Origin of the sequence: Pseudomonas sp. NC02, from assembly GCF_002874965.1 — a bacterium.
Taxonomy (GTDB): Bacteria; Pseudomonadota; Gammaproteobacteria; order Pseudomonadales; family Pseudomonadaceae; genus Aquipseudomonas.
On record NZ_CP025624.1, the window covers coordinates 2,153,525 to 2,171,893 of the forward strand.

General features: G+C 62.5%; 14 protein-coding genes and 1 tRNA gene. 10 read left to right on the plus strand and 5 right to left on the minus strand.

Going from position 1 to position 18,369, the window contains the following annotated elements; genetic code table 11:
• The first annotated feature begins 143 nt into the window (after window positions 1-143).
• Genes C0058_RS10095 through C0058_RS10105 form a run of 3 tightly spaced genes read left to right on the plus strand, consistent with a single transcriptional unit; the run spans window position 144 to window position 3,720 of the window.
• Window positions 144-929, plus strand: a complete 786-nt coding sequence (locus tag C0058_RS10095) for an enoyl-CoA hydratase (RefSeq protein ID WP_010175990.1) — start codon at window positions 144-146, stop codon at window positions 927-929.
• 2 nt (window positions 930-931) lie between these two features.
• On the plus strand, window positions 932-2,461 hold the full coding sequence (locus C0058_RS10100) for a 3-hydroxyacyl-CoA dehydrogenase (RefSeq protein ID WP_102368468.1): 1,530 nt from the start codon (window positions 932-934) through the stop codon (window positions 2,459-2,461).
• Between the two features lie 26 nt (window positions 2,462-2,487).
• Window positions 2,488-3,720, plus strand: coding sequence for a CaiB/BaiF CoA-transferase family protein (locus tag C0058_RS10105; protein WP_003216714.1), 1,233 nt, complete (start codon window positions 2,488-2,490; stop codon window positions 3,718-3,720).
• Between the two features lie 42 nt (window positions 3,721-3,762).
• On the opposite strand, the gene C0058_RS10110 is transcribed toward C0058_RS10105, so the two are convergent.
• The gene (locus C0058_RS10110; RefSeq protein ID WP_102368469.1) at window positions 3,763-5,145 is read right to left on the minus strand and encodes a glycerophosphodiester phosphodiesterase family protein; all 1,383 of its coding nucleotides are present in this window, start codon (window positions 5,143-5,145) and stop codon (window positions 3,763-3,765) included.
• Between the two features lie 176 nt (window positions 5,146-5,321).
• On the opposite strand from C0058_RS10110, the gene C0058_RS10115 reads away from it, so the two are divergent.
• Window positions 5,322-5,397: transfer RNA gene (locus C0058_RS10115), tRNA-Asn, on the plus strand.
• Window positions 5,398-5,462: 65 nt separating this feature from the next.
• Here C0058_RS10115 and C0058_RS10120 read toward each other — a convergent pair.
• Window positions 5,463-5,726 (minus strand): Ada metal-binding domain-containing protein, encoded by a 264-nt coding sequence (locus C0058_RS10120; RefSeq protein ID WP_102368470.1) that lies wholly within the window; start codon window positions 5,724-5,726, stop codon window positions 5,463-5,465.
• A 152-nt stretch (window positions 5,727-5,878) separates the two neighbouring features.
• Between C0058_RS10120 and C0058_RS10125 the strand changes: the two genes are divergently transcribed.
• Window positions 5,879-7,924, plus strand: a complete 2,046-nt coding sequence (locus C0058_RS10125; protein ID WP_102368471.1) for a prolyl oligopeptidase family protein — start codon at window positions 5,879-5,881, stop codon at window positions 7,922-7,924.
• On the opposite strand, the gene mug is transcribed toward C0058_RS10125, so the two are convergent.
• Together mug and C0058_RS10135 are read right to left on the minus strand one after the other, a co-directional pair.
• Window positions 7,911-8,426, minus strand: coding sequence for a G/U mismatch-specific DNA glycosylase (gene mug, locus C0058_RS10130; RefSeq protein ID WP_102368472.1), 516 nt, complete (start codon window positions 8,424-8,426; stop codon window positions 7,911-7,913). The two genes, C0058_RS10125 and mug, sit on opposite strands and share 14 nt — an antisense overlap.
• Window positions 8,423-9,046 (minus strand): TetR/AcrR family transcriptional regulator, encoded by a 624-nt coding sequence (locus C0058_RS10135; protein ID WP_003216516.1) that lies wholly within the window; start codon window positions 9,044-9,046, stop codon window positions 8,423-8,425. The genes mug and C0058_RS10135 overlap by 4 nt, the downstream gene beginning before the upstream one ends.
• Before the next feature lie 104 nt (window positions 9,047-9,150).
• On the opposite strand from C0058_RS10135, the gene C0058_RS10140 reads away from it, so the two are divergent.
• Genes C0058_RS10140 through C0058_RS10155 form a run of 4 tightly spaced genes read left to right on the plus strand, consistent with a single transcriptional unit; the run spans window position 9,151 to window position 13,988 of the window.
• Complete coding sequence (locus C0058_RS10140; protein ID WP_102368473.1) at window positions 9,151-10,182, plus strand: HlyD family secretion protein; 1,032 nt, start codon at window positions 9,151-9,153, stop codon at window positions 10,180-10,182.
• Window positions 10,179-11,633 (plus strand): MFS transporter, encoded by a 1,455-nt coding sequence (locus C0058_RS10145; RefSeq protein ID WP_102368474.1) that lies wholly within the window; start codon window positions 10,179-10,181, stop codon window positions 11,631-11,633. The genes C0058_RS10140 and C0058_RS10145 overlap by 4 nt, the downstream gene beginning before the upstream one ends.
• An 18-nt stretch (window positions 11,634-11,651) precedes the next feature.
• Window positions 11,652-13,031 carry an efflux transporter outer membrane subunit gene (locus C0058_RS10150; RefSeq protein WP_102368475.1) on the plus strand — a complete coding sequence of 460 codons (1,380 nt, stop codon included), beginning with the start codon at window positions 11,652-11,654 and terminating at the stop codon, window positions 13,029-13,031.
• 12 nt (window positions 13,032-13,043) lie between these two features.
• Window positions 13,044-13,988, plus strand: coding sequence for an aldo/keto reductase (locus C0058_RS10155; RefSeq protein ID WP_102368476.1), 945 nt, complete (start codon window positions 13,044-13,046; stop codon window positions 13,986-13,988).
• A 495-nt stretch (window positions 13,989-14,483) separates the two neighbouring features.
• On the opposite strand, the gene C0058_RS10160 is transcribed toward C0058_RS10155, so the two are convergent.
• A complete protein-coding gene (locus tag C0058_RS10160; protein ID WP_003207888.1) occupies window positions 14,484-14,870 on the minus strand; it encodes a MarR family winged helix-turn-helix transcriptional regulator in 387 nt (128 codons plus the stop codon).
• 309 nt (window positions 14,871-15,179) lie between these two features.
• On the opposite strand from C0058_RS10160, the gene C0058_RS10165 reads away from it, so the two are divergent.
• A complete protein-coding gene (locus tag C0058_RS10165) occupies window positions 15,180-18,368 on the plus strand; it encodes an efflux RND transporter permease subunit (RefSeq protein ID WP_102368477.1) in 3,189 nt (1,062 codons plus the stop codon).
• Window position 18,369 lies beyond the last annotated feature (1 nt).

Here is an 18,369-nt window from a genome sequence, read left to right on the forward strand (position 1 = left end):
AGCCCGATTTATCGGAGGGTCAGGTTTTTACGTTTACATCACGGCGACTCGGTCCTTATGATTATCGCTAAATACGGAATGTTGTTTCGCATAGCGAAACTTGCGATATCCGAACTAACAAGAACATTGCAGCAGGAGAATTTGTGGCCAGCCTCGACCAACCCGTAGTGCACCTCGACGTCCAGGACAATGGCGTCGCCGTGGTACGCATCCACCGTCCCGAAGTGAAAAACGCCTTGAACGCCCAGGTTCGCGAAGAGCTGGCCGAGCACTTTCGTGCCCTGGCCAAGCGCCGTGATGTGCGCGCCATCGTGCTCACCGGCGGCGACCAGTTCTTCGTGGCCGGTGCCGACATCAAGGAATTCGCCAGCGCCAGCCCGATCGAGATGTATCGCCGCCACACTGAATACCTGTGGGAAGCCATCAGCCGCTGCCCCAAGCCGGTGATCGCCGCGGTGAACGGGTTTGCCTTGGGCGGCGGTTGTGAGCTGGCCATGCATTGCGACCTGATCGTCGCCGGGGAATCGGCGCGCTTCGCCCAGCCCGAGGTCAAGCTGGGCCTGATGCCGGGCGCCGGTGGCACCCAGCGCCTGGTACGCGCCGTGGGTAAGTTCCAGGCCATGCGCATCGCGTTGACCGGCTGCATGGTCAAGGCCCCGGAAGCCCTGGCCATGGGCATGCTCAGCGAAGTGGTGGCCGATGACCAGACCATCCCCCGCGCCCTGGAACTGGCCGCGCAGATCGCCGCCTTGCCGCCACTGGCGGTGGAACAGATCAAGGAAGTGATGCTGGCCGGCGCCGACCTGCCGCTGGAAAGCGCGCTGGTGTTGGAGCGCAAGGCCTTTCAACTGCTGTTCGATTCGGCAGACCAGAAGGAGGGCGCCGCGGCGTTCTTCGAAAAACGCACCGCGAACTACCTGGGGGAATGACAATGGCTGATTCAATCAAGATCATGGGCCTGGTAGGCACCGGCGTGATGGGCGCCGGGATTGCTCAGATTGCCGCTCAGGCGGGCGTGTTGGTGCGCTTGTTCGATGCCCGCGACGGTGCGGCGCAAACCGCTCGGGATAACCTCGGCGCCACGCTCTCGAAGCTGGCCGCCAAGGGCAAGATCACCCAGGCAGCGGTGGACGCTGCGCTTGCGAACCTGCAAGTTGCCGCCACCATTGAGGCGCTGCACGACTGCGACCTGGTGGTGGAAGCCATTGTCGAAAACCTCGAGGCCAAGCGCGGCCTGTTGCAGCAGCTGGAAGGTGTGGTCAGCGCGGCGTGCATCCTCGCCACCAACACCTCGTCGCTGTCGGTCACGGCCATCGCCACCGGCTGCCGACACCCTGAGCGGGTCGCCGGGCTGCACTTTTTCAACCCGGTACCGTTGATGCGCGTCGTCGAAGTAATCGACGGCCTGGCCACCGCACCGAAGGTCGGCGATGACCTGTTGGCCTTCGTCGCCCGTACCGGCCATCGCGGCGTGCGCGCCAAGGACACTCCGGGTTTCATCGTCAACCACGCCGGCCGTGCGTACGGCACCGAAGCCTTGAAGATGCTCGATGAAGGCATTGCCGAGCGTGGCGACATCGACCGTATCCTGCGTGAAGGCGCAGGCTTTCGCATGGGGCCGCTGGAACTGCTGGACCTCACCGGGCTCGACGTTTCCCACCCGGTGATGGAGTCGATCTACAACCAGTTCTATCAGGACCCGCGCTACAAACCATCGCCCTTGACCCGCCAGATGCTGGTGGGCGGACGCTTCGGGCGCAAGAGCGGGCAGGGCTTCTACCGCTATGAAAATGGCCAGGTGGTGGACGGCCCGCAGCCGCAGCCGGTGCCTTCCATCAAGCAATTCCCGCCGGTATGGATCGCCACCGAAAACGCCGAAGACTACGAGCGCCTCAGCGCCCTGGTGATCGAGTTGGGCGCACACCTTGAAAGCGCGGCGCAGCCTTCGCCTGAAGCGTTGTGCCTGCTGGCGCCCTACGGTCTCGACGCCACCTCGGCCAGCGAGCGCTTCCACACTGACCCGGCACGCACCCTGTGCATCGACCTGCTGACCGACCTGTCGCGCCACCGCACCCTGATGCAAAACCCGCTGACGTCCACCGCCACCCGCGATGCCGCCCACGCGTTGCTCGCCAATGACGGTGTAGGTGTGACAGTGATCAGCGACAGCGTCGGTTTCGTTGCCCAGCGCACCCTGGCGATGGTGGTCAACCTGGCCTGCGACATTGCCCAGCAACGCATCGCCAGCGTCGACGACATTGACCAGGCCGTACAACTCGGCCTGGGTTATCCACAAGGCCCGCTCGCCTGGGGCGATGCCCTCGGGCCACGGCGCATCCTCACGATTTTGCAACGCATGAGCGAACTCACCCACGACCCACGTTATCGCCCCAGCCCCTGGCTGCGGCGGCGTGCCGTGCTGGGGATTTCCCTGCGTCATGAAGAGCCGGCAGTCGGCTGATTTCGATTCATCACAGGACAAGAATAATGGGTGCATTGACAGGTTTGCGGGTGCTGGACTTAAGCCGGGTATTGGCCGGGCCCTGGTGTGGCCAGGTGTTGGCCGACCTCGGCGCGGAAGTGATCAAGATCGAACGGCCACAGAGTGGCGACGATACCCGCGGCTGGGGCCCGCCGTGGATGAAGACCGACACCGGCGAGTCGTCCGGGCAGGCGTCTTATTACCAGTCCACCAACCGCGGCAAACTATCCGTGGCCATTGACCTGGCCACCAGCGAAGGCCAGGAACTGGTGCGGGCCCTGGCGGCCAGCTCCGACGTACTGATCGAAAACTACAAGGCCGGTTCCCTGGCGCGTTATGGCCTGGATTACGCGACCCTGGCCGAGATCAATCCACGGTTGGTGTACTGCTCCATCACCGGCTTCGGCCAGACCGGCCCGCGCGCCGAAGAACCCGGCTACGACTTCATCATCCAGGGCATCGGCGGCCTGATGAGCATCACCGGCGAACGCGACGACCTGCCCGGCGGCGGCCCGCAAAAAGTCGGCGTGGCGTTCTCCGACCTGATGACCGGCCTGTATTCCACCGTCGCGATCCAGGCCGCGCTGCTCAGCCGCGAACGCACCGGCGTTGGCCAACACATCGACATGGCGCTGCTGGACGTACAAGTGGCAACCCTGGCCAACCAGAGCATGAACTACCTGGCCTCGGGCAAGGTGCCGCAGCGTTTCGGCAACGCCCACGCCAACATCGTGCCGTACCAGGTATTCCGCGCCGCCGACCGCGACTTCATTATTGCCTGCGGCAACGACAGCCAGTTTGTAGCGCTGTGCCACAGCATCGGTTTGCCGCACCTGCCGGAAGACCCGCGCTTTCGGCGCAATGCCGATCGGGTTGCGCATCGGGCGGAGATTGTCGAACTGTTGTCGGCGCACTTCCTGGGGCGCACGGCGGACGAGTGGGTGGCGAGTATTCACGCCTCGAAAGTACCGGTGGGGGCGATCAACAACATCGCGCAATCCCTGGAAGAGCCGCAGGTGATTGCCCGTGGGTTGATGGTGAAGATCCCGCATCCCAGGAATCCGCAGTTCGAGATGGTCGGCAGCCCGATCAAGATGTCGGGCACGCCGGTAGAGTATGTAAGGCCGGCGCCGATGTTGGGGCAGCATACCGATGAGGTACTGGGCGAGCGCCTCGGGTTGTCGGCAGAGCAGTTGGGGCAGCTCAAGGCAGGAGGGGTGATTGAGCAACTCGACTGAAGGATGGCGGCCCATAAGGCCGCCATCTTTGCGCACGACTTTTTAGCGCGCGACTTCTTTAAGGTAGGCAGTTCGGGCCGCAACGGCAGTCGGCGTGAAATCCGTAAACACACCGTCAACACCGGCGCGGAAAAAGGCCATGTATTCCGCCGCCGGGTTGCCCTTGTAGGCACCTGCCAGGTATTTGGCTTCGTTGCGGAAGGTGAAAATATGCACGAACAGGCCGGCCTTGTGCGCATCGCTGATCAGGCTGGTGGGCTTGAAGGTATCGACCTCGGGCAAGCCGGGGTTTTGCGCTGAAGCGGCGGTCAGCGACATCGCTTGCGGCTTCCATGGCCCGATGCCGTCGGCGTAGGTCTTGACCTCGGCCAGCCCGGCCGGGGTCAGCATCGCACCAAAGGCGCGTGGGTCGCCGGCGACGGTCCAGCTGTAGGGGCGGCCGCTGACGAAGGTGTTGGGTTTGTCGGTGATGAAAATGGTCTCGCCTGTCTTGAAGTTCACCCCGTTCCCATCCACCAGTTGAACCGCCCTGGTTTGCAGGCCGATGGAGCGCAGGTACTTCAGGCTGTTCGGGTCGAAGCTCTGCACGAACACCGGCGCGTCTTTGCGATTGAGGTTGTTGTCTTCAAGGGTCTTGAGAAACGCCGCTTCGAACGGATGACTGCCCGGCGCGCCGCAGCCGTTGGCGATGGCCTGGGCATTGTTCCAGATCGGGTTCTTGCTTTCCGGGTAGGTGGTAATCACGCGGCCCGTGGCGGCGCTTTTGGCTTTCGCGATGTCGATCACTTCCTGGAAACTCAGGATCGGCAGCTTGCCGTTGAGTTCGGTCGGGCGCTCGTCGCGGGCGTCGTACGTCGTGCCGCCGATCCATTGCTTGAGTTCGGCCAGGGTGAAATCGCTGATTGACCAGTCGTTGGTATGGTCTTCGCCATCCACGATCAAGGACTTCAACACGGATTTTGGATCGTTGGGGTCAGTCAGATCACTCAGGTACTGGGCCGGGCCATTTTCTGCAGTGGCCGGATACCTGACGTTAACCAGTACACCCGGCACCGTGCGCTTGCGGCGTGCAACTTCGGGATTGGTCTTCGCGACGTCGCTGATGTTGGTGTTGTCGCTCAACCAGGGATTGTGCCGGGCCACCAATACACAGTCCTTGGTCATGTGCAGGTCCAGCTCCAGCGAATCCGCACCAGCGTCGGCTGCATGCTCGTAGGAGGCCCGGGTTTCTTCCGGGTACAGTCCTGGCAGGCCGCGATGGCCGATAACCAGCGGCGGTGCACCGTCCAGGGTTTTGAACGAAGCAGGCGCGACAGGCGCGCTCCTGGTCACACTGTCACACGCGCTCACCGTCAGGCTGCATCCGATAACGATAAAACGGGCAAGCAGGGTTTTTACCGCTGGCGGGCCTGAGCGAGTGTGCATGTGTCGTCCTTCAAGAAGAGGGTAGGGGCGGGGTATCTGCGGATGTTGGCGTTGACGTATGACAGCGTCGTGACAGGAAGTGGCGTGGTGATTTTCCAGCGCGGCGCGCCTGGGGTGAAGCAAAAATCTCACTGAATGCTTGACTTCTCCTTTTCAATCAGTAACATACGGCGCATTCCGCGATAGCTCAGTTGGTAGAGCAAATGACTGTTAATCATTGGGTCCCTGGTTCGAGTCCAGGTCGTGGAGCCAGATAGTAAAAAAGCCTGCAGCGATGCAGGCTTTTTTTTGCCCGGAATTTGTCCCGGACACTCGATTCAGGCGTGCCCTCGAAACAGGCGATATTCGGCTGGCATGCACACCGCACAAGGACGAAATCCCGCGGCGATAGCCGTCGCTTCATCGAGAAAAAACACGCGATTTTTCACGTAGCCGCCACGCGCAATGGCTCCCAGCGCCGCACGACAGTCGAGCTTTCCATAGCGCTTGCCGCCTCGGTGGCCGCCCAGCGTTCCCGGCTCGGGGCTTGGGAAGGGGCTTGCGTCTGCGCCCATCAGCATCCATATGTTTTTGTCAGCCATCGCTTGTCCTCCTGCCGCACCAGCCTGCGGTACGTCCGCCATGTATCGCCGATCAGATCGGCTAGCGCACCCGGTTTCTTGCTTTTTTTATCACTCAAAAAGGCTCAAAGTCGGGCACGCTATCCATTTCTGCTTTTCGACAGGATTCGAACATGTCAAAACTTCCCGAAACGTCCAATGATCCCTACCAATGGCTTGAAGACGTCGACGGCACGCGTTCACTGGACTGGGTACGCGCCCAGAACCTCAAGACCGAAGACCGGCTCGCCCGCTCCGGCAGCTTCAAGCAAATCCAGGCCGAGGTGCTGGAGATACTGGACTCGGACAGCAACATCCCCTACGTCGATAAGGTCGGCGCCTATTACTACAACTTCTGGATGGACGCCGCCCACCCGCGGGGCCTGTGGCGTCGCACCACGCTGGCGGAGTACCGCAAGCCTCAGCCTGCCTGGGAAACGTTGCTGGACCTTGACGCACTGAACGCCGCCGAGGGCGAAAACTGGGTGTGGCACGGTGCTGATTTCTTGCGCCCGGACTACCAGCGCTGCCTGCTGGCACTGTCCCGTGGCGGCGCCGATGCGAATGTCACCCGCGAGTTTGATCTGGCCAGCAAGACCTGGGTCGAAGACGGCTTCCAGTTGCCCGAGTCCAAGGGCGGCCTGGGCTGGATCGACCGTGACAACGTCTATGTCTATACCGATTTTGGCGAAGGCACGATGACCCGTTCCGGTTACCCGCGCATCGTCAAGCAGTGGCAGCGCGGTACACCGCTGAGTGCCGCCAGTCTTGTCTATGAAGGCGCGCTGGATGATATGTACATCGCGGCGATGCACGACGACACGCCCGGCTACGAGCGTGACTTCGTCAGCCGCACGCTGGCGTTCTACAACAACGAGCTGTACCTGCGGGGCAGCGACAACCAGTTAAGCAAAATCGACGCGCCGAACTCGGCGGAAAAGTCGGTGTACAAAGACTGGCTGCTGCTGGAACTGCGGGAGGACTGGACGCTCGATGAGGTGTTCGTGGCCGGCTCGTTGCTGGCGATCCGGTTTGATCGCTTCATGGCAGGCCAGCGGGATTTCGAGGTGCTGTTCACCCCTACGGACAGCACCTCGCTGGCAGGGTTTTTCTGGACGCTGAATCACCTGGTGCTGAACGTACTGGATCACGTCAAGAACCGCCTCAGCGTCCTCACTCCCGGCGCGAACGGCTGGCAGCACAGCCCGTTCACCGGGGCGCCGAGCATGGGGACGGTGGGTGCCAGCGCAGTGGACAGCGACGACAGTGATGCCGTCTGGCTGGTGACCACTGACTACCTGACGCCGACCACCTTGTCGCTGGCCGAGATCGGTCATCCGCCCGAGGTACTGAAAACCCTGCCGGCCTTTTTCGATTCCAGCCAGCACGTGATCGAGCAGCACTTTGCGGTCTCCAGGGATGGCACTCGTGTGCCGTATTTCCTGGTGCTCGGCAAAGACCTGCCGCGCAACGGCACGGCGCCGACCTTGCTCTATGGTTACGGCGGCTTTGAATACTCCCTGACCCCGTATTACTCCGGTAAGGCAGGCCGCGCCTGGCTTTCGAAGGGCGGGGTGTACGTGGTTGCCAACATTCGCGGTGGCGGTGAATACGGCCCGCGCTGGCACCAGGCCGCACTCAAGCAGAACCGTCCGCGCGCCTACGAAGATTTTGCCGCAGTGGCCCGTGACCTGATCGACCGTGGGATTACTTCGCCCCGACACCTGGGCGCGGAGGGTGGCAGCAACGGTGGTCTGTTGGTCGGCAATATGCTTACTCAATACCCGGAACTGTTCGGTGCAATCGTCTCCCAGGTGCCCTTGCTCGACATGCAGCGCTATCACCTCCTGTTGGCCGGGGCGTCGTGGATGGGGGAATACGGCAACCCGGACGTACCTGAAGAGTGGGCGTACATCCAGACGTTTTCTCCATACCACCTGTTCGATCCGGCGAAGGCCTACCCACCGGTGTTTTTCCTGACCTCGACCCGCGATGACCGGGTGCATCCAGCCCACGCCCGCAAACTGGCGGCGAAGATGATCGAGGCCGGCAAGGACGTGACGTACTACGAAAATATCGAAGGTGGGCACGGCGGGGCGGCAGACAATGCGCAGGCTGCGCATATGAGTGCGCTGGTCTACAGGTTTTTGTGGGAGAAGTTGAGTTCTAATCGGGACTGAGTGTTGCCAGCCTTAATTGCTGGTACGCCTGCACCAATTGGTCGAGCGTAAACCCAAGGTTCCTGCCGCTGGGATTGGGCAGAACCCACACCGCCGCACACCCCAAGGTGTGCGGTTGAAGTCCCCAGGCAATCTGCTTCTGCCCGCTCAACGCGCTATAGGCGGCCTTTCCCAGAAACGCCACATACCGTGGCGCGTAGCGTGCGATCTTGCGTTCAAAACTAGCCGCCGCCGCCCTGAATTCATCCGCCGACAACTGGTCCGCCCGGGCCGTAGGCCGCTCCACCACCGTGGTCAGTCCACACTGGTATTGCAGGATCGTGCGGTCGTTCTCCGGCTGCACTTCATGGGGCGTAAACCCGGCCAGGTGCAGCGTGCGCCAGAACCGATTGCTCCTGCCCATGAAGTGATGCCCGGTGGTGGCGGCCTTCAGCCCCGGGTTTATGCCGCAGAAAATCACGGCCAGGTGCTCGGCCAGAATGTCTTCCAGTCCTTCACTCATCCGCAGATGACCTGCACTGCATTGCGCGCCAGGGTGATCAATTCGGCGTGGGGTTTGCCCGCCCGTGCACGAATCGAAAGGCTGTGCACCAAAGACGCGGCGAGGACGGCGACGGCTGCCGGGTCTGCACCACCTTTCAACTCGCCGGCCTCGATGGCCGTGCGCAAGCGGGTTTCGAGATGGGCGTCGAGTGCGTCGAGGCGCTGCAAAAGCACGGCGCGAATCTCCGCATCCTCCACCGCTTCAGTGGTCGCGGTGCCGATGATAAAGCAGCCCCGTGGCTCGCCATCCCCCGAAAAGTAGATCGACAACTGGCCTTCATATAAGCGCATCAACGCCTCTGCGAGGGTCAGGCTCGGGTCGTCCAGCGCCTCGTCGATGGCGGCAGAAGCGAGACCCCAATACTGCTCAAGTGCCTTGAGGTAGATCGCGTGTTTGTCGCCGAACGCGGCGTACAGGCTTGGCCTGTTCATCCCGGCGGCGGTGGCGATGCTGTCCAGTGAGGCGCCGGAATAGCCGGTGCTCCAGAACACCCCGAGGGCTTTTTGCATTGCCGTTTCGGGGTCGTAGGCCCGTGGGCGGCCACGGCCTTTTGCCTCTGTGATCTTTTTTTGTGCCATGGCGTACAAAAATCCTTGAGTAGAGGTGGGTGGGTCGATATTCTTGCATCATCGCACAAAATTAAGGCCTCAGAAATCCCGGGCTCAGCAAAGGTGATTCGATCATGAGCAATGCGTTGGAAAACACGACCCGCACCCCCTGGCGTTCACTGTTGATGGTGGGCTTTCCGGTACTCATTGCAGCGGCCGGGTATGTGTATTACCTCAAGGATGCGCCGTACGTATCCACCGATAACGCGTATGCCCGAGTGGCGAAGGCGTCGATCAATGCGCGGGTATCCGGGCAGGTCGTGGAGATCGCCGTGGAAGACAACCAGTCGGTACACAAGGGGCAGGTACTGCTGCGTATCAACCCCGAGCCGTTCCAGGTCGCGGTCGAGCGTGCGCAGGCGCAATTGAGCGTGGCGCGCCTGCGGATTGAAGGCCTCAAGGCCAGCTACCGGCAACAGCAGGCAGAGTTGCAGGCGGCCAAGGAATCGGCGGGTTTCGACCAGAAGGAATTCGCCCGCAAAAAGGCCCTGGTGGCCACCGAGTTCGTGTCCCAGGCCGTGTTCGAACGGGCCGATACCGACCTGAAAGTCGCCCGGCAACGCGTGGCGTCCGTCGAGCAGCAGATCGCCAATACGGTGGTGGCGCTGAACGGCAATCCCGACATCGAAATCGACCGACACCCGGCGATTCGCGAGGCCCAGGCGCAGCTCGACGAGGCGCAACTCTACCTCTCGTACGCGACGGTCTATGCCCCCGACGACGGCGTGGTGGCCAAGGTGGATGACGTGCAGGTCGGCGATTACCTGAACAGCGGCGCGCCGGCCTTCGCCTTGCTGTCGCCCCGTCGCACCTGGGTCGAGGCCAACTTTCGCGAAACCCAGATGACCCATATGCGAGCCGGTCAGCAGGCAACCATCAAGCTCGACACTTACCCGGATCATCCCTTCAAGGCGCACATCACCAGCCTGAGCCCGGGCGCCGGTGCCGACTTCGCGCTGTTGCCGCCGGAAAACGCCACCGGCAACTGGGTCAAGGTGGTGCAGCGGGTGCCGGTGCGCCTGGAACTGGACGATGCCAACGCGGACTTGCCGCTGTTCTCCGGCACCAGCGCCACGGTGACGGTTGATATCAGGACCGGCCCATGAACGGCGCACGTACTCTCCGGTTTGCGGCGTTGCTGGTGACCTGGTTGCAGGCGGTCAACGTGTCGCTGCCGAACTCGGCCCTGCGGTTTGTGCAGGGCAGTTTGTCGATGACGGATGACGAGGCGGGGTGGATCTTCACGTCGTACCTGGCGGCCAGCGCGATTACATTGCCGGTGGCTCAGTGGCTTGCTGCGCGCTTCGGCGTGAAGGCGGTTTACCAGGCGGCGATGCTGATCTTCGCCCTCGGCCTGCTGCTCGCGACACAGGCCACCACCTCACTGCAATTCGTCGGCGCGCGGATCATCCAGGGTGCTGCCAGCGGCGTGTTGGCGCCGCTGTCGATGGCCATCGCCCTGGAGACATTGGCCCCGACGCAACGGCCAAAATTCGGCCCGTCATGGACGGCGATCGGGTTGCTGGGGATTGTCAGCGGCCCGGCGATTGGCGGCTGGATCAGCGAGCATTTCGGCTGGCGCTGGATGTTCTACGCCAGCCTGCCGCTGTTGGCTTACGCCTTCTTGATCGTGGCGATGTTGCAGCAGGAAAAGAAAGCCAACAGCGCTGCTGCGTTTGATTTCGCAGGCTTCGCCAGCTTCACCCTCGGCGTGATCGGCCTGCAAATGGTCCTCGACCGTGGCCAGCGCCTGGAGTGGTTCGACTCGCCCGAGATCTGGCTGGAAGCCGCCACCAGTGCCCTGGGGTTCTACCTGTTCGCAATGCACCGGTTCACCTCGAGCACACACTTCATCAGCAAGGGGTTGTTGCGCGACCGCAACTTCGTGCTGTCGACCATCCTGTTCTTCGCCGTCGGTTTCGTGCTGCTGCCGACCATGGCGATGACCTCGCCGATGCTGGATGAACTGCTGGGCTTCCCGCCCGACACCACAGGCTTCCTCACCATCCCCCGTGGCGTGGGGCTGCTGGGTGCGTTCTGGCTGATGAACAAGGTGCCTGCGCATCTCGACGGCCGCCCATTTGTGGTCGCCGGGATCGCCGTGGTGATCTACGCCAACCACTCGATGCTCGGCTATTCACCCTTGATGGACGGCTGGCCGGTGGCAGTGGCTGGCGCAATCCAGGGCGCGGGCCTGGGCCTGCTGATGCCGGCGCTTTCCCGGGTGGCGTTCAGCACCCTCGACCCGACGTTGCGCCCCGAAGGCAGCGGGCTGTTCAACCTGTCCCGCGTCTACGGCAGCACCCTGGGTGTGGCGGTGGTGCAGTGGTTCTTCTTCAACAACACCCAAGCGATGCACGTGGCGCTGGCCGGCCACCTGACTGTGCATTCGGTCCCCGCATCGACGCCCCTGGCGGGATTCGCCGCGCTGAACGAAGCCATCACCGGCCAGGCCGCCTTCATCGCGGTGGTCGGCCAATTCAAGATTCTGCTGTGGGCAATGCTGGTGGTGAGCCCGCTGGTGCTGCTGCTGCGTAAACCTGTCACGACCCACTAGTTTTCCGGAGTGTGCGTAATGAAATCCCATGGGCTTGTTATCACGGCCGTCATGACCCTGTCCGCGTGTTCGGTTGGCCCGGACTATAAGGCGCCGTCCGTTACCGCTTCGCCGCACTATGACGTGCAGGCTGAGCAGCACGTTTCCTTCAGTCAGAAGGTCAGCGTCGACTGGTGGTCGACCTTTCATTCCGAAACGCTCGACAGCGTGATGCGCCGGGCGATTGCCGGCAACCTTGAGCTGACGGCAGCGGACGCGACGTTGCGTCAGGCCGCCGCTTCGGTGGCTGCGGCCGAGGGTGCACTTTTCCCGCAGGTGGATTTCGCCGCGCAAGCGGGCCGCCAGCGCGTGCACAACGCCGCGCGGCCAGCGGTGACGAACTTCTATGGCGTCGGGCCGCAGGTCAGTTTCGACCTCGACGTATTCGGCGGCAATCAGCGCCGGGTCGAGCAACAGCAGGCATTGGCCGATTTCCAGCAGCATCGCTTCGAGGCGGCGTACCTGACGCTGACGGGCGACGTCGCCAGCCAGGCGTTGCTGATGGCCTCGGCCAGCGCGCAGATGGAAGCGGTGCAGACCTTGCTCGCCACCGACGCGAAAAACCTCGAACTGGTGCGCGCGGCGCAACACAGCGGCACGACGACGCAGCTCGATGTCTCCCTGGCCGAAACGCGACTGGCGCAGGACCGCACCCTGTTGCCACCACTCGCCCAGCAGCGCGATGCGGCGCGGCATGCGCTGTCGATCCTGGCGGGCAAGGGCCCGGCGGATTGGCGCGCACCGGATTTCGAACTGGCTGGATTTGCCTCGGCCTCCACGCTGCCGGTCAGCTTGCCGTCCGAACTGGCCCACGACCGCCCGGACGTGCTGCAAGCCGAAGCCGAATTGCATGCGGCCAGCGCGGCGGTCGGCGTGGCCACCGCCAATCTTTATCCCCGTGTGGAGTTGTCCGCGTCACTGGCCCAGGCCGCGTCGGGCAATGGTGGTACGGCGCTGTGGGGTTTTGCCGCCGGGTTGGCGGGGCCGATCTTCGATGGCGGAACTCTCAAGGCAGAGCGCCAGGCCGCCGTGGAGGGCTACAACGCCGCGCTTGCCAACTATCAGCAGACCGTCATCAAGTCCTTCGGCCAGGTCGCAGACACCTTGCAGGCGATCAACCACGACGCCGAGGAGTACCAGGCACAGACCGCCGCGCTACAGGCCGCCGCCAACAGTTTGCGCCTGAACCAGCAGGCCTATGGGGCAGGAGAAAACGGGCTGTTGCAAGTGCTGGAGGCACAACGCGCCTATGAGCAGGCCCTGCTCGGGCAGATCCGGGCGAGCACCGCCCAACATCTAGACACCGTGCGGTTGTTCGTGGCGCTCGGTGGTCGCTCGGTCAACGATTTCAAACGCTAGTGGAGCAAACACATGAGCTATTACGATGCACTTCGCGATACCCGTTTTCCTTTGCAGCATGGTTCGGGCGCGATGCCGGCGGTGGGGTTCGGGACGCTGTTCAGGGATTTGACGGCCACCACCCAGGCGGTCACGCAAGCGTTGGAGGCGGGCTTTCGCCATTTCGATTGTGCGGAGCGTTATGGCAACGAAGCGCAGGTCGGCGCGGCGATTCACGATGCGGTTGCGGCCGGTAAAGTCCGGCGCGAGGACCTGTTCATCACCGCCAAGCTGTGGAACAACAACCATCGGCCCGAGCGTGTGGTGCCGGCGTTCGAAGCCAGTTGCCGCCGGCTTCAGGTGGAGGTGATCGACTGCTACATGATCCATACGCCGTTTGCGTTTTTGCCGGGTGACGAGCTGCACCCACGGGATGCGTTTGGGCATGTGTTGTATGACTCGGGGGTGACGTTGATCGAGACGTGGCGGGTGCTTGAGCGTCTGGTGGATGAGGGGCGTTGCAAGTCCATCGGGGTGTCGGATATCAGCCTGGAAACGCTGCGGGAGTTGGTGGCGGTGGCGCGGATAAAGCCTGCGGTGGTGCAGGTTGAGTCACACCCTTATCTGCCGGAGTGGGAGCTGTTGGAGTTTTGCAGGCAGCATGGGATTGTGGTGTTGGCGTTTGCGCCGTTGGGGCATGGGATGAGGCCGCGGGTGCTGGATGAACCGGTGATTACCGGGATTGCACGGCGGGTGCGGAAGACGCCGGCTCAGGTTGCGTTGGCGTGGTCGGTGCAGCGTGGGGTGGCGTTTTTGACCTCGTCGGTGACGCCGGCGCGGATACGGGAGGATGCGGATATTTCTACGTTGCCGCAGGTGGCGATGCGTGAGATTGAGCAGGACATTACGACCCGGGTTCGTTTTAATCCGGTGATGGATACTGGGGTGTTGGGGTTTATTTCGCGGGAGAAGTGTTGAGTTTGGCCGGAGGAGGGGGGGACATATCCGTTATTTAGGTTATGGCTACTTATGGTTTCGCTCTTACAGCGAGTCACTTTGCAAAAGCGGCAGGGGGCAGTTAGATCAAGATCAAAAGTAAGAGCACGGCTGCCTGAGAGCCGACCTGAGTGTTAAAAGCAAAGGCAAAAGCTGCTTTTCTGTAGGAGCTGGCTTGCCGGCGATGCAGACAACTCGGTGAATCAGACACACCGAGGTGATGCCATCGCCGGCAAGCCAGCTCCTACAGTGGACCGTGCCCGCTTTAGCTTTTGATTTGGCTTTTAAACACTCAAGCCGGCCGGTAGGCCGCTGTGCTGTTGATCTGCTTTTGATCTTGATCTTGGGCACACCGAGCCTAGGCGAGGTGCCGAGTGGTGGGGCAAGAGCGTTTTGCTTACTTTTGCGCTTTTCAAAAGTGAGCCGCTGTAAGAGCGGAACCAATACAAGCCATCACCCAAATAACGGATATGCCCCCTAACCCAACAACGCCCGAGCAAACTCATCAGACGCAATAAAGTCCATGGCCTTGCGCAACTCGCAAGCCGCCTCAGCCCCAAACACCTCATCAAACCGCACCGCCATCTGCCTGGACACCACCCGCGCCTCTTCGTATTTACGCTGCCCCGCGTCGGTCAACAGCACCCGCCGGCTGCGGCGGTCCAACTCATCCACCCGCAACACCACAAGCCCATCCCGCACCAGCGGCTTGAGCGTATGCCCCAGGGCCGACAAATCCATCACCAACGACTGCGCCAGGTCGCGCATCTTCGGAGCGTCCCCATTGGCGATGTGGTTCATCAGCGAATACTGGGTGGCCTTCAAACCAAACGGCGCAAACGCCTCGTCATAGATCTGCGCCATACGACGGGACGCGCGCCGCACGGCTCCGTTGGAACAGGTGCTCGGGCTATTCAGGACAGGCGGTGCGCATTTCACAGGCTGATCACTCGCTACAGATCAAGGGTTAACCGAACGTTAATCCGGCAAGATGAATATTGACACATGCTGCAACAAATTAGTTGCGTATGCCACTAAACGCTATATCGTGGCATATGCCTCTATTTTGACCGGATGTCAGTGCAGTTGGCCCGGAACACAGACGGGCGGGGCAGGAGGGAAGCGCTGTTCGGTACCTCCTTCAGTCATCAACTTCCTGTCTGGATCACATCTATGCTCAACCTCGTGCGCATCGCATTGCGGCGCCCCTATACCTTCCTGGTATTGGCTATTTTCATTCTGATTGTGGGCCCGCTCGCGGCCTGGCGTACCCCGACCGACATCTTCCCCGAAATTCGCATCCCCGTGATTGCCGTGATCTGGCAGTACACCGGCTTGCCGCCGGACCAGATGGCCGGCCGCATCACCTCGCCGTTCGAGCGGGTGCTGACCACCACGGTCAACGACATCCGCCATATCGAGGCGCAATCGCTGAACGGCTACGGCATCGTCAAGGTGTTCTTCCAGCCGGGAGTCAACATCAGTACGGCCAACGCGCAGATGACGTCGGTGTCCCAGGCCATCCTGCGTCAACTGCCGCCGGGCACCACGCCGCCGCTGATCCTCAACTACAGCGCCTCGACAGTGCCGATCGTGCAGTTGGCGTTGTCCGGCAAAGGCCTCAGCGAACAGAAACTCGGTGACCTGGGCCTCAACACCGTGCGCCTGATGCTGACCACGGTGCCCGGTGCCGCACTGCCATACCCCTTCGGCGGCAAGACCCGCCAGGTGCAGATCGACCTCGACTCCGCACGCATGCAGGCCCGTGGTCTCTCGGCGCAGGACGTGGCCACTGCCCTGGCCACGCAGAACCTGATCACCCCGGTGGGCACGCAAAAGATCGGCAGCTACGAGTTCAACCTGCAACTGAACAACTCGCCGACGGACTTCCACGACCTGGAAAACCTGCCGATCAAGACCGCCGACGGCACCACGGTGTTGATTCGTGACGTGGCCACGGTGCGTGACGGCAACCCGCCGCAGACCAACATCGTGCACGTCAATGGCAACCGCTCCGTGCTGCTGCCGGTGCTCAAGACCGGTTCGGCGTCGACCCTCGGGGTGATCGCCGGGATCAAGGACAAACTGGCCGACAACAAAGGCGCCTTGCCGCCCAACCTGAATATCGACCTGATCGGCGACCAGTCGCTGTTCGTGCGCTCGGCCATCAGCGGCGTCGCCCGGGAAGGGATCATTGCCGCCGCGTTGACCAGCCTGATGATCCTGTTGTTCCTCGGCAGTTGGCGCTCCACGGTGATCATCGCCACGTCGATCCCGCTGGCCATCCTGTCGTCGATTGCGACGCTGTCGGCGCTCGGCGAAACCCTCAACATCATGACCCTCGGCGGCCTGGCATTGGCCGTGGGGATCCTGGTGGATGACGCTACGGTGACCATCGAAAACATCAACTGGCACCTGGAACAGGGCAAGCCGGTGGAGACGGCGATCCTCGACGGCGCGGCGCAGATCGTCACGCCGGCGTTCGTGTCGCTGCTGTGTATCTGCATCGTGTTTGTGCCGATGTTTTTCCTGGAAGGCGTGGCGCGCTTCCTGTTTGTGCCGATGGCCGAAGCGGTGATCTTCGCGATGATCGCCTCGTTCATCCTCTCGCGAACCCTGGTGCCGACCCTCGCCAATTACCTGCTCAAGCCTCACGAACATCATGCGGACGGTACGCCGGTGGTGGCGCCGTCGAGCAACCCGCTGGTGAAATTCCAGCGCGGGTTCGAGCGCCAGTTCGAGGCGTTTCGCGGGGTTTACCACGGGGCACTGGAGAGTGCCTTGCACCACCGCCGTATCGCGGTGATCGCGATGCTGGCGTTCGTCGCCGTGTCGTTTGCGCTGGTGCCATTCCTGGGTCGCAACTTCTTCCCCGACGTCGACTCCGGGCAGATCCTGTTGCATGTGCGTGCACCGATCGGCACGCGGGTCGAGAGCAATGCGCGGCTGGTCTCGCAGATCGAGAACACCATTCATAACGTGATCGAGCCCCGGGAGCTGGCGGCCATCGTCGACAATATCGGCCTGGCCATCAGCGGGATCAACGTGGCCTACAACAACACCGGCACCGTGGGTTCACAGGACAGCGACATCCAGATCAGCCTGAAAGAGGGCCATCGTCCCACCGCCGAATACATGCGCGAACTGCGGGAGCGGCTGCCCCGTGAATTCCCGAATGCGGTGTTCTCGTTCCCGGCTTCGGACATCGTCGGGCAGATCCTCAACTTCGGTTCTTCGGCGCCGGTGGATGTGCAAGTCAGCGGCAATAACCTGCCCGCCAACTTCACCTACGCCAGCACGTTGCTGCGGGAAATCCGGCGGGTGCCGGGTGTGGTGGATGCGCGTATCCAGCAGTCGCGGCAACTGCCCACGTTCAAGATCGATGTGGACCGTACCCAGGCCCAACTGGTGGGCCTGAACGAGCGCGATGTGACCAACAGCCTGGTGGTCAACCTGGCGGGTTCCAGCCAGGTGGCGCCGACGTTCTGGCTCAACCCGGCCAACGGCGTGTCTTATCCGATTGTGATGCAAACCCCGCAGTACGGCCTCGACACCCTGGCCGCCCTGCATAACCTGCCCTTGAGCGGCAGCCCCGGTTCGGCGCAAGACCAGACCCTCGGCGGCCTGGCGTCCATCGAACGCAGCCACGCGAACTCGGTGGTGACCCAGTCGGACATCCAGCCGGTGGTCGAGGTGTTGACCGCAATCCAGGGCCGCGACCTCGGTGCCGTCGCCGCCGACATCCAGAAGATCATCGCCGCCCACGCCAGCGAAGTGCCCACCGGCTCCAAGGTGCTGTTGCAGGGCCAGGTGCAAACCATGAACGCGGCCTTCAGTGGCTTGCTGTTTGGCCTGCTTGGCGCGGTGGTGCTGATCTACCTGCTGATCGTGGTCAACTTCCAGTCCTGGGCTGACCCGTTCGTGATCATCACCGCCTTGCCGGCGGCGCTCGCGGGCATCGTGTGGATGCTGTTCATCACCCACACGCCGCTGTCGGTACCGGCGCTGACCGGGGCGATCATGTGCATGGGCGTGGCCACCGCCAACGCCATCCTCGTGGTGAGCTTCTGCCGCGAACGCCTGGCCGTGCACGGGGATGCGATGCAGGCGGCGCTTGAAGCCGGCTTTACCCGTCTGCGCCCGGTATTGATGACCGCGATTTCGATGATCATCGGCATGGCGCCGATGGCGCTGAGCCTGGGGGAGGGCGGCGAACAGAACGCCCCGCTGGGCCGTGCGGTCATCGGCGGGCTGGCCTTCGCCACCATTGCCACGTTGTTCCTGGTTCCGCTGATTTTCAGTCTTGTGCACGGGCGGCGTCAGCACGCCACGCTTGCGACCACCGCCACTCAAGGGGTTTGAC

Excerpts from the sequence above, each read along its gene's own strand:
- mug (WP_102368472.1), bottom strand. The coding sequence starts at position 8,426 with ATGAGTGAAGGACTGGAAGACATTCTGGCCGAGCACCTGGCCGTGATT.
- C0058_RS10125 (WP_102368471.1), top strand. The coding sequence starts at position 5,879 with ATGTCAAAACTTCCCGAAACGTCCAATGATCCCTACCAATGGCTTGAA.
- C0058_RS10105 (WP_003216714.1), top strand. The coding sequence starts at position 2,488 with ATGGGTGCATTGACAGGTTTGCGGGTGCTGGACTTAAGCCGGGTATTG.
- C0058_RS10160 (WP_003207888.1), bottom strand. The coding sequence starts at position 14,870 with ATGGCGCAGATCTATGACGAGGCGTTTGCGCCGTTTGGTTTGAAGGCC.
- C0058_RS10135 (WP_003216516.1), bottom strand. The coding sequence starts at position 9,046 with ATGGCACAAAAAAAGATCACAGAGGCAAAAGGCCGTGGCCGCCCACGG.
- C0058_RS10145 (WP_102368474.1), top strand. The coding sequence starts at position 10,179 with ATGAACGGCGCACGTACTCTCCGGTTTGCGGCGTTGCTGGTGACCTGG.
- C0058_RS10155 (WP_102368476.1), top strand. The coding sequence starts at position 13,044 with ATGAGCTATTACGATGCACTTCGCGATACCCGTTTTCCTTTGCAGCAT.
- C0058_RS10100 (WP_102368468.1), top strand. The coding sequence starts at position 932 with ATGGCTGATTCAATCAAGATCATGGGCCTGGTAGGCACCGGCGTGATG.
- C0058_RS10120 (WP_102368470.1), bottom strand. The coding sequence starts at position 5,726 with ATGGCTGACAAAAACATATGGATGCTGATGGGCGCAGACGCAAGCCCC.
- C0058_RS10110 (WP_102368469.1), bottom strand. The coding sequence starts at position 5,145 with ATGCACACTCGCTCAGGCCCGCCAGCGGTAAAAACCCTGCTTGCCCGT.
- C0058_RS10140 (WP_102368473.1), top strand. The coding sequence starts at position 9,151 with ATGAGCAATGCGTTGGAAAACACGACCCGCACCCCCTGGCGTTCACTG.
- C0058_RS10165 (WP_102368477.1), top strand. The coding sequence starts at position 15,180 with ATGCTCAACCTCGTGCGCATCGCATTGCGGCGCCCCTATACCTTCCTG.
- C0058_RS10150 (WP_102368475.1), top strand. The coding sequence starts at position 11,652 with ATGAAATCCCATGGGCTTGTTATCACGGCCGTCATGACCCTGTCCGCG.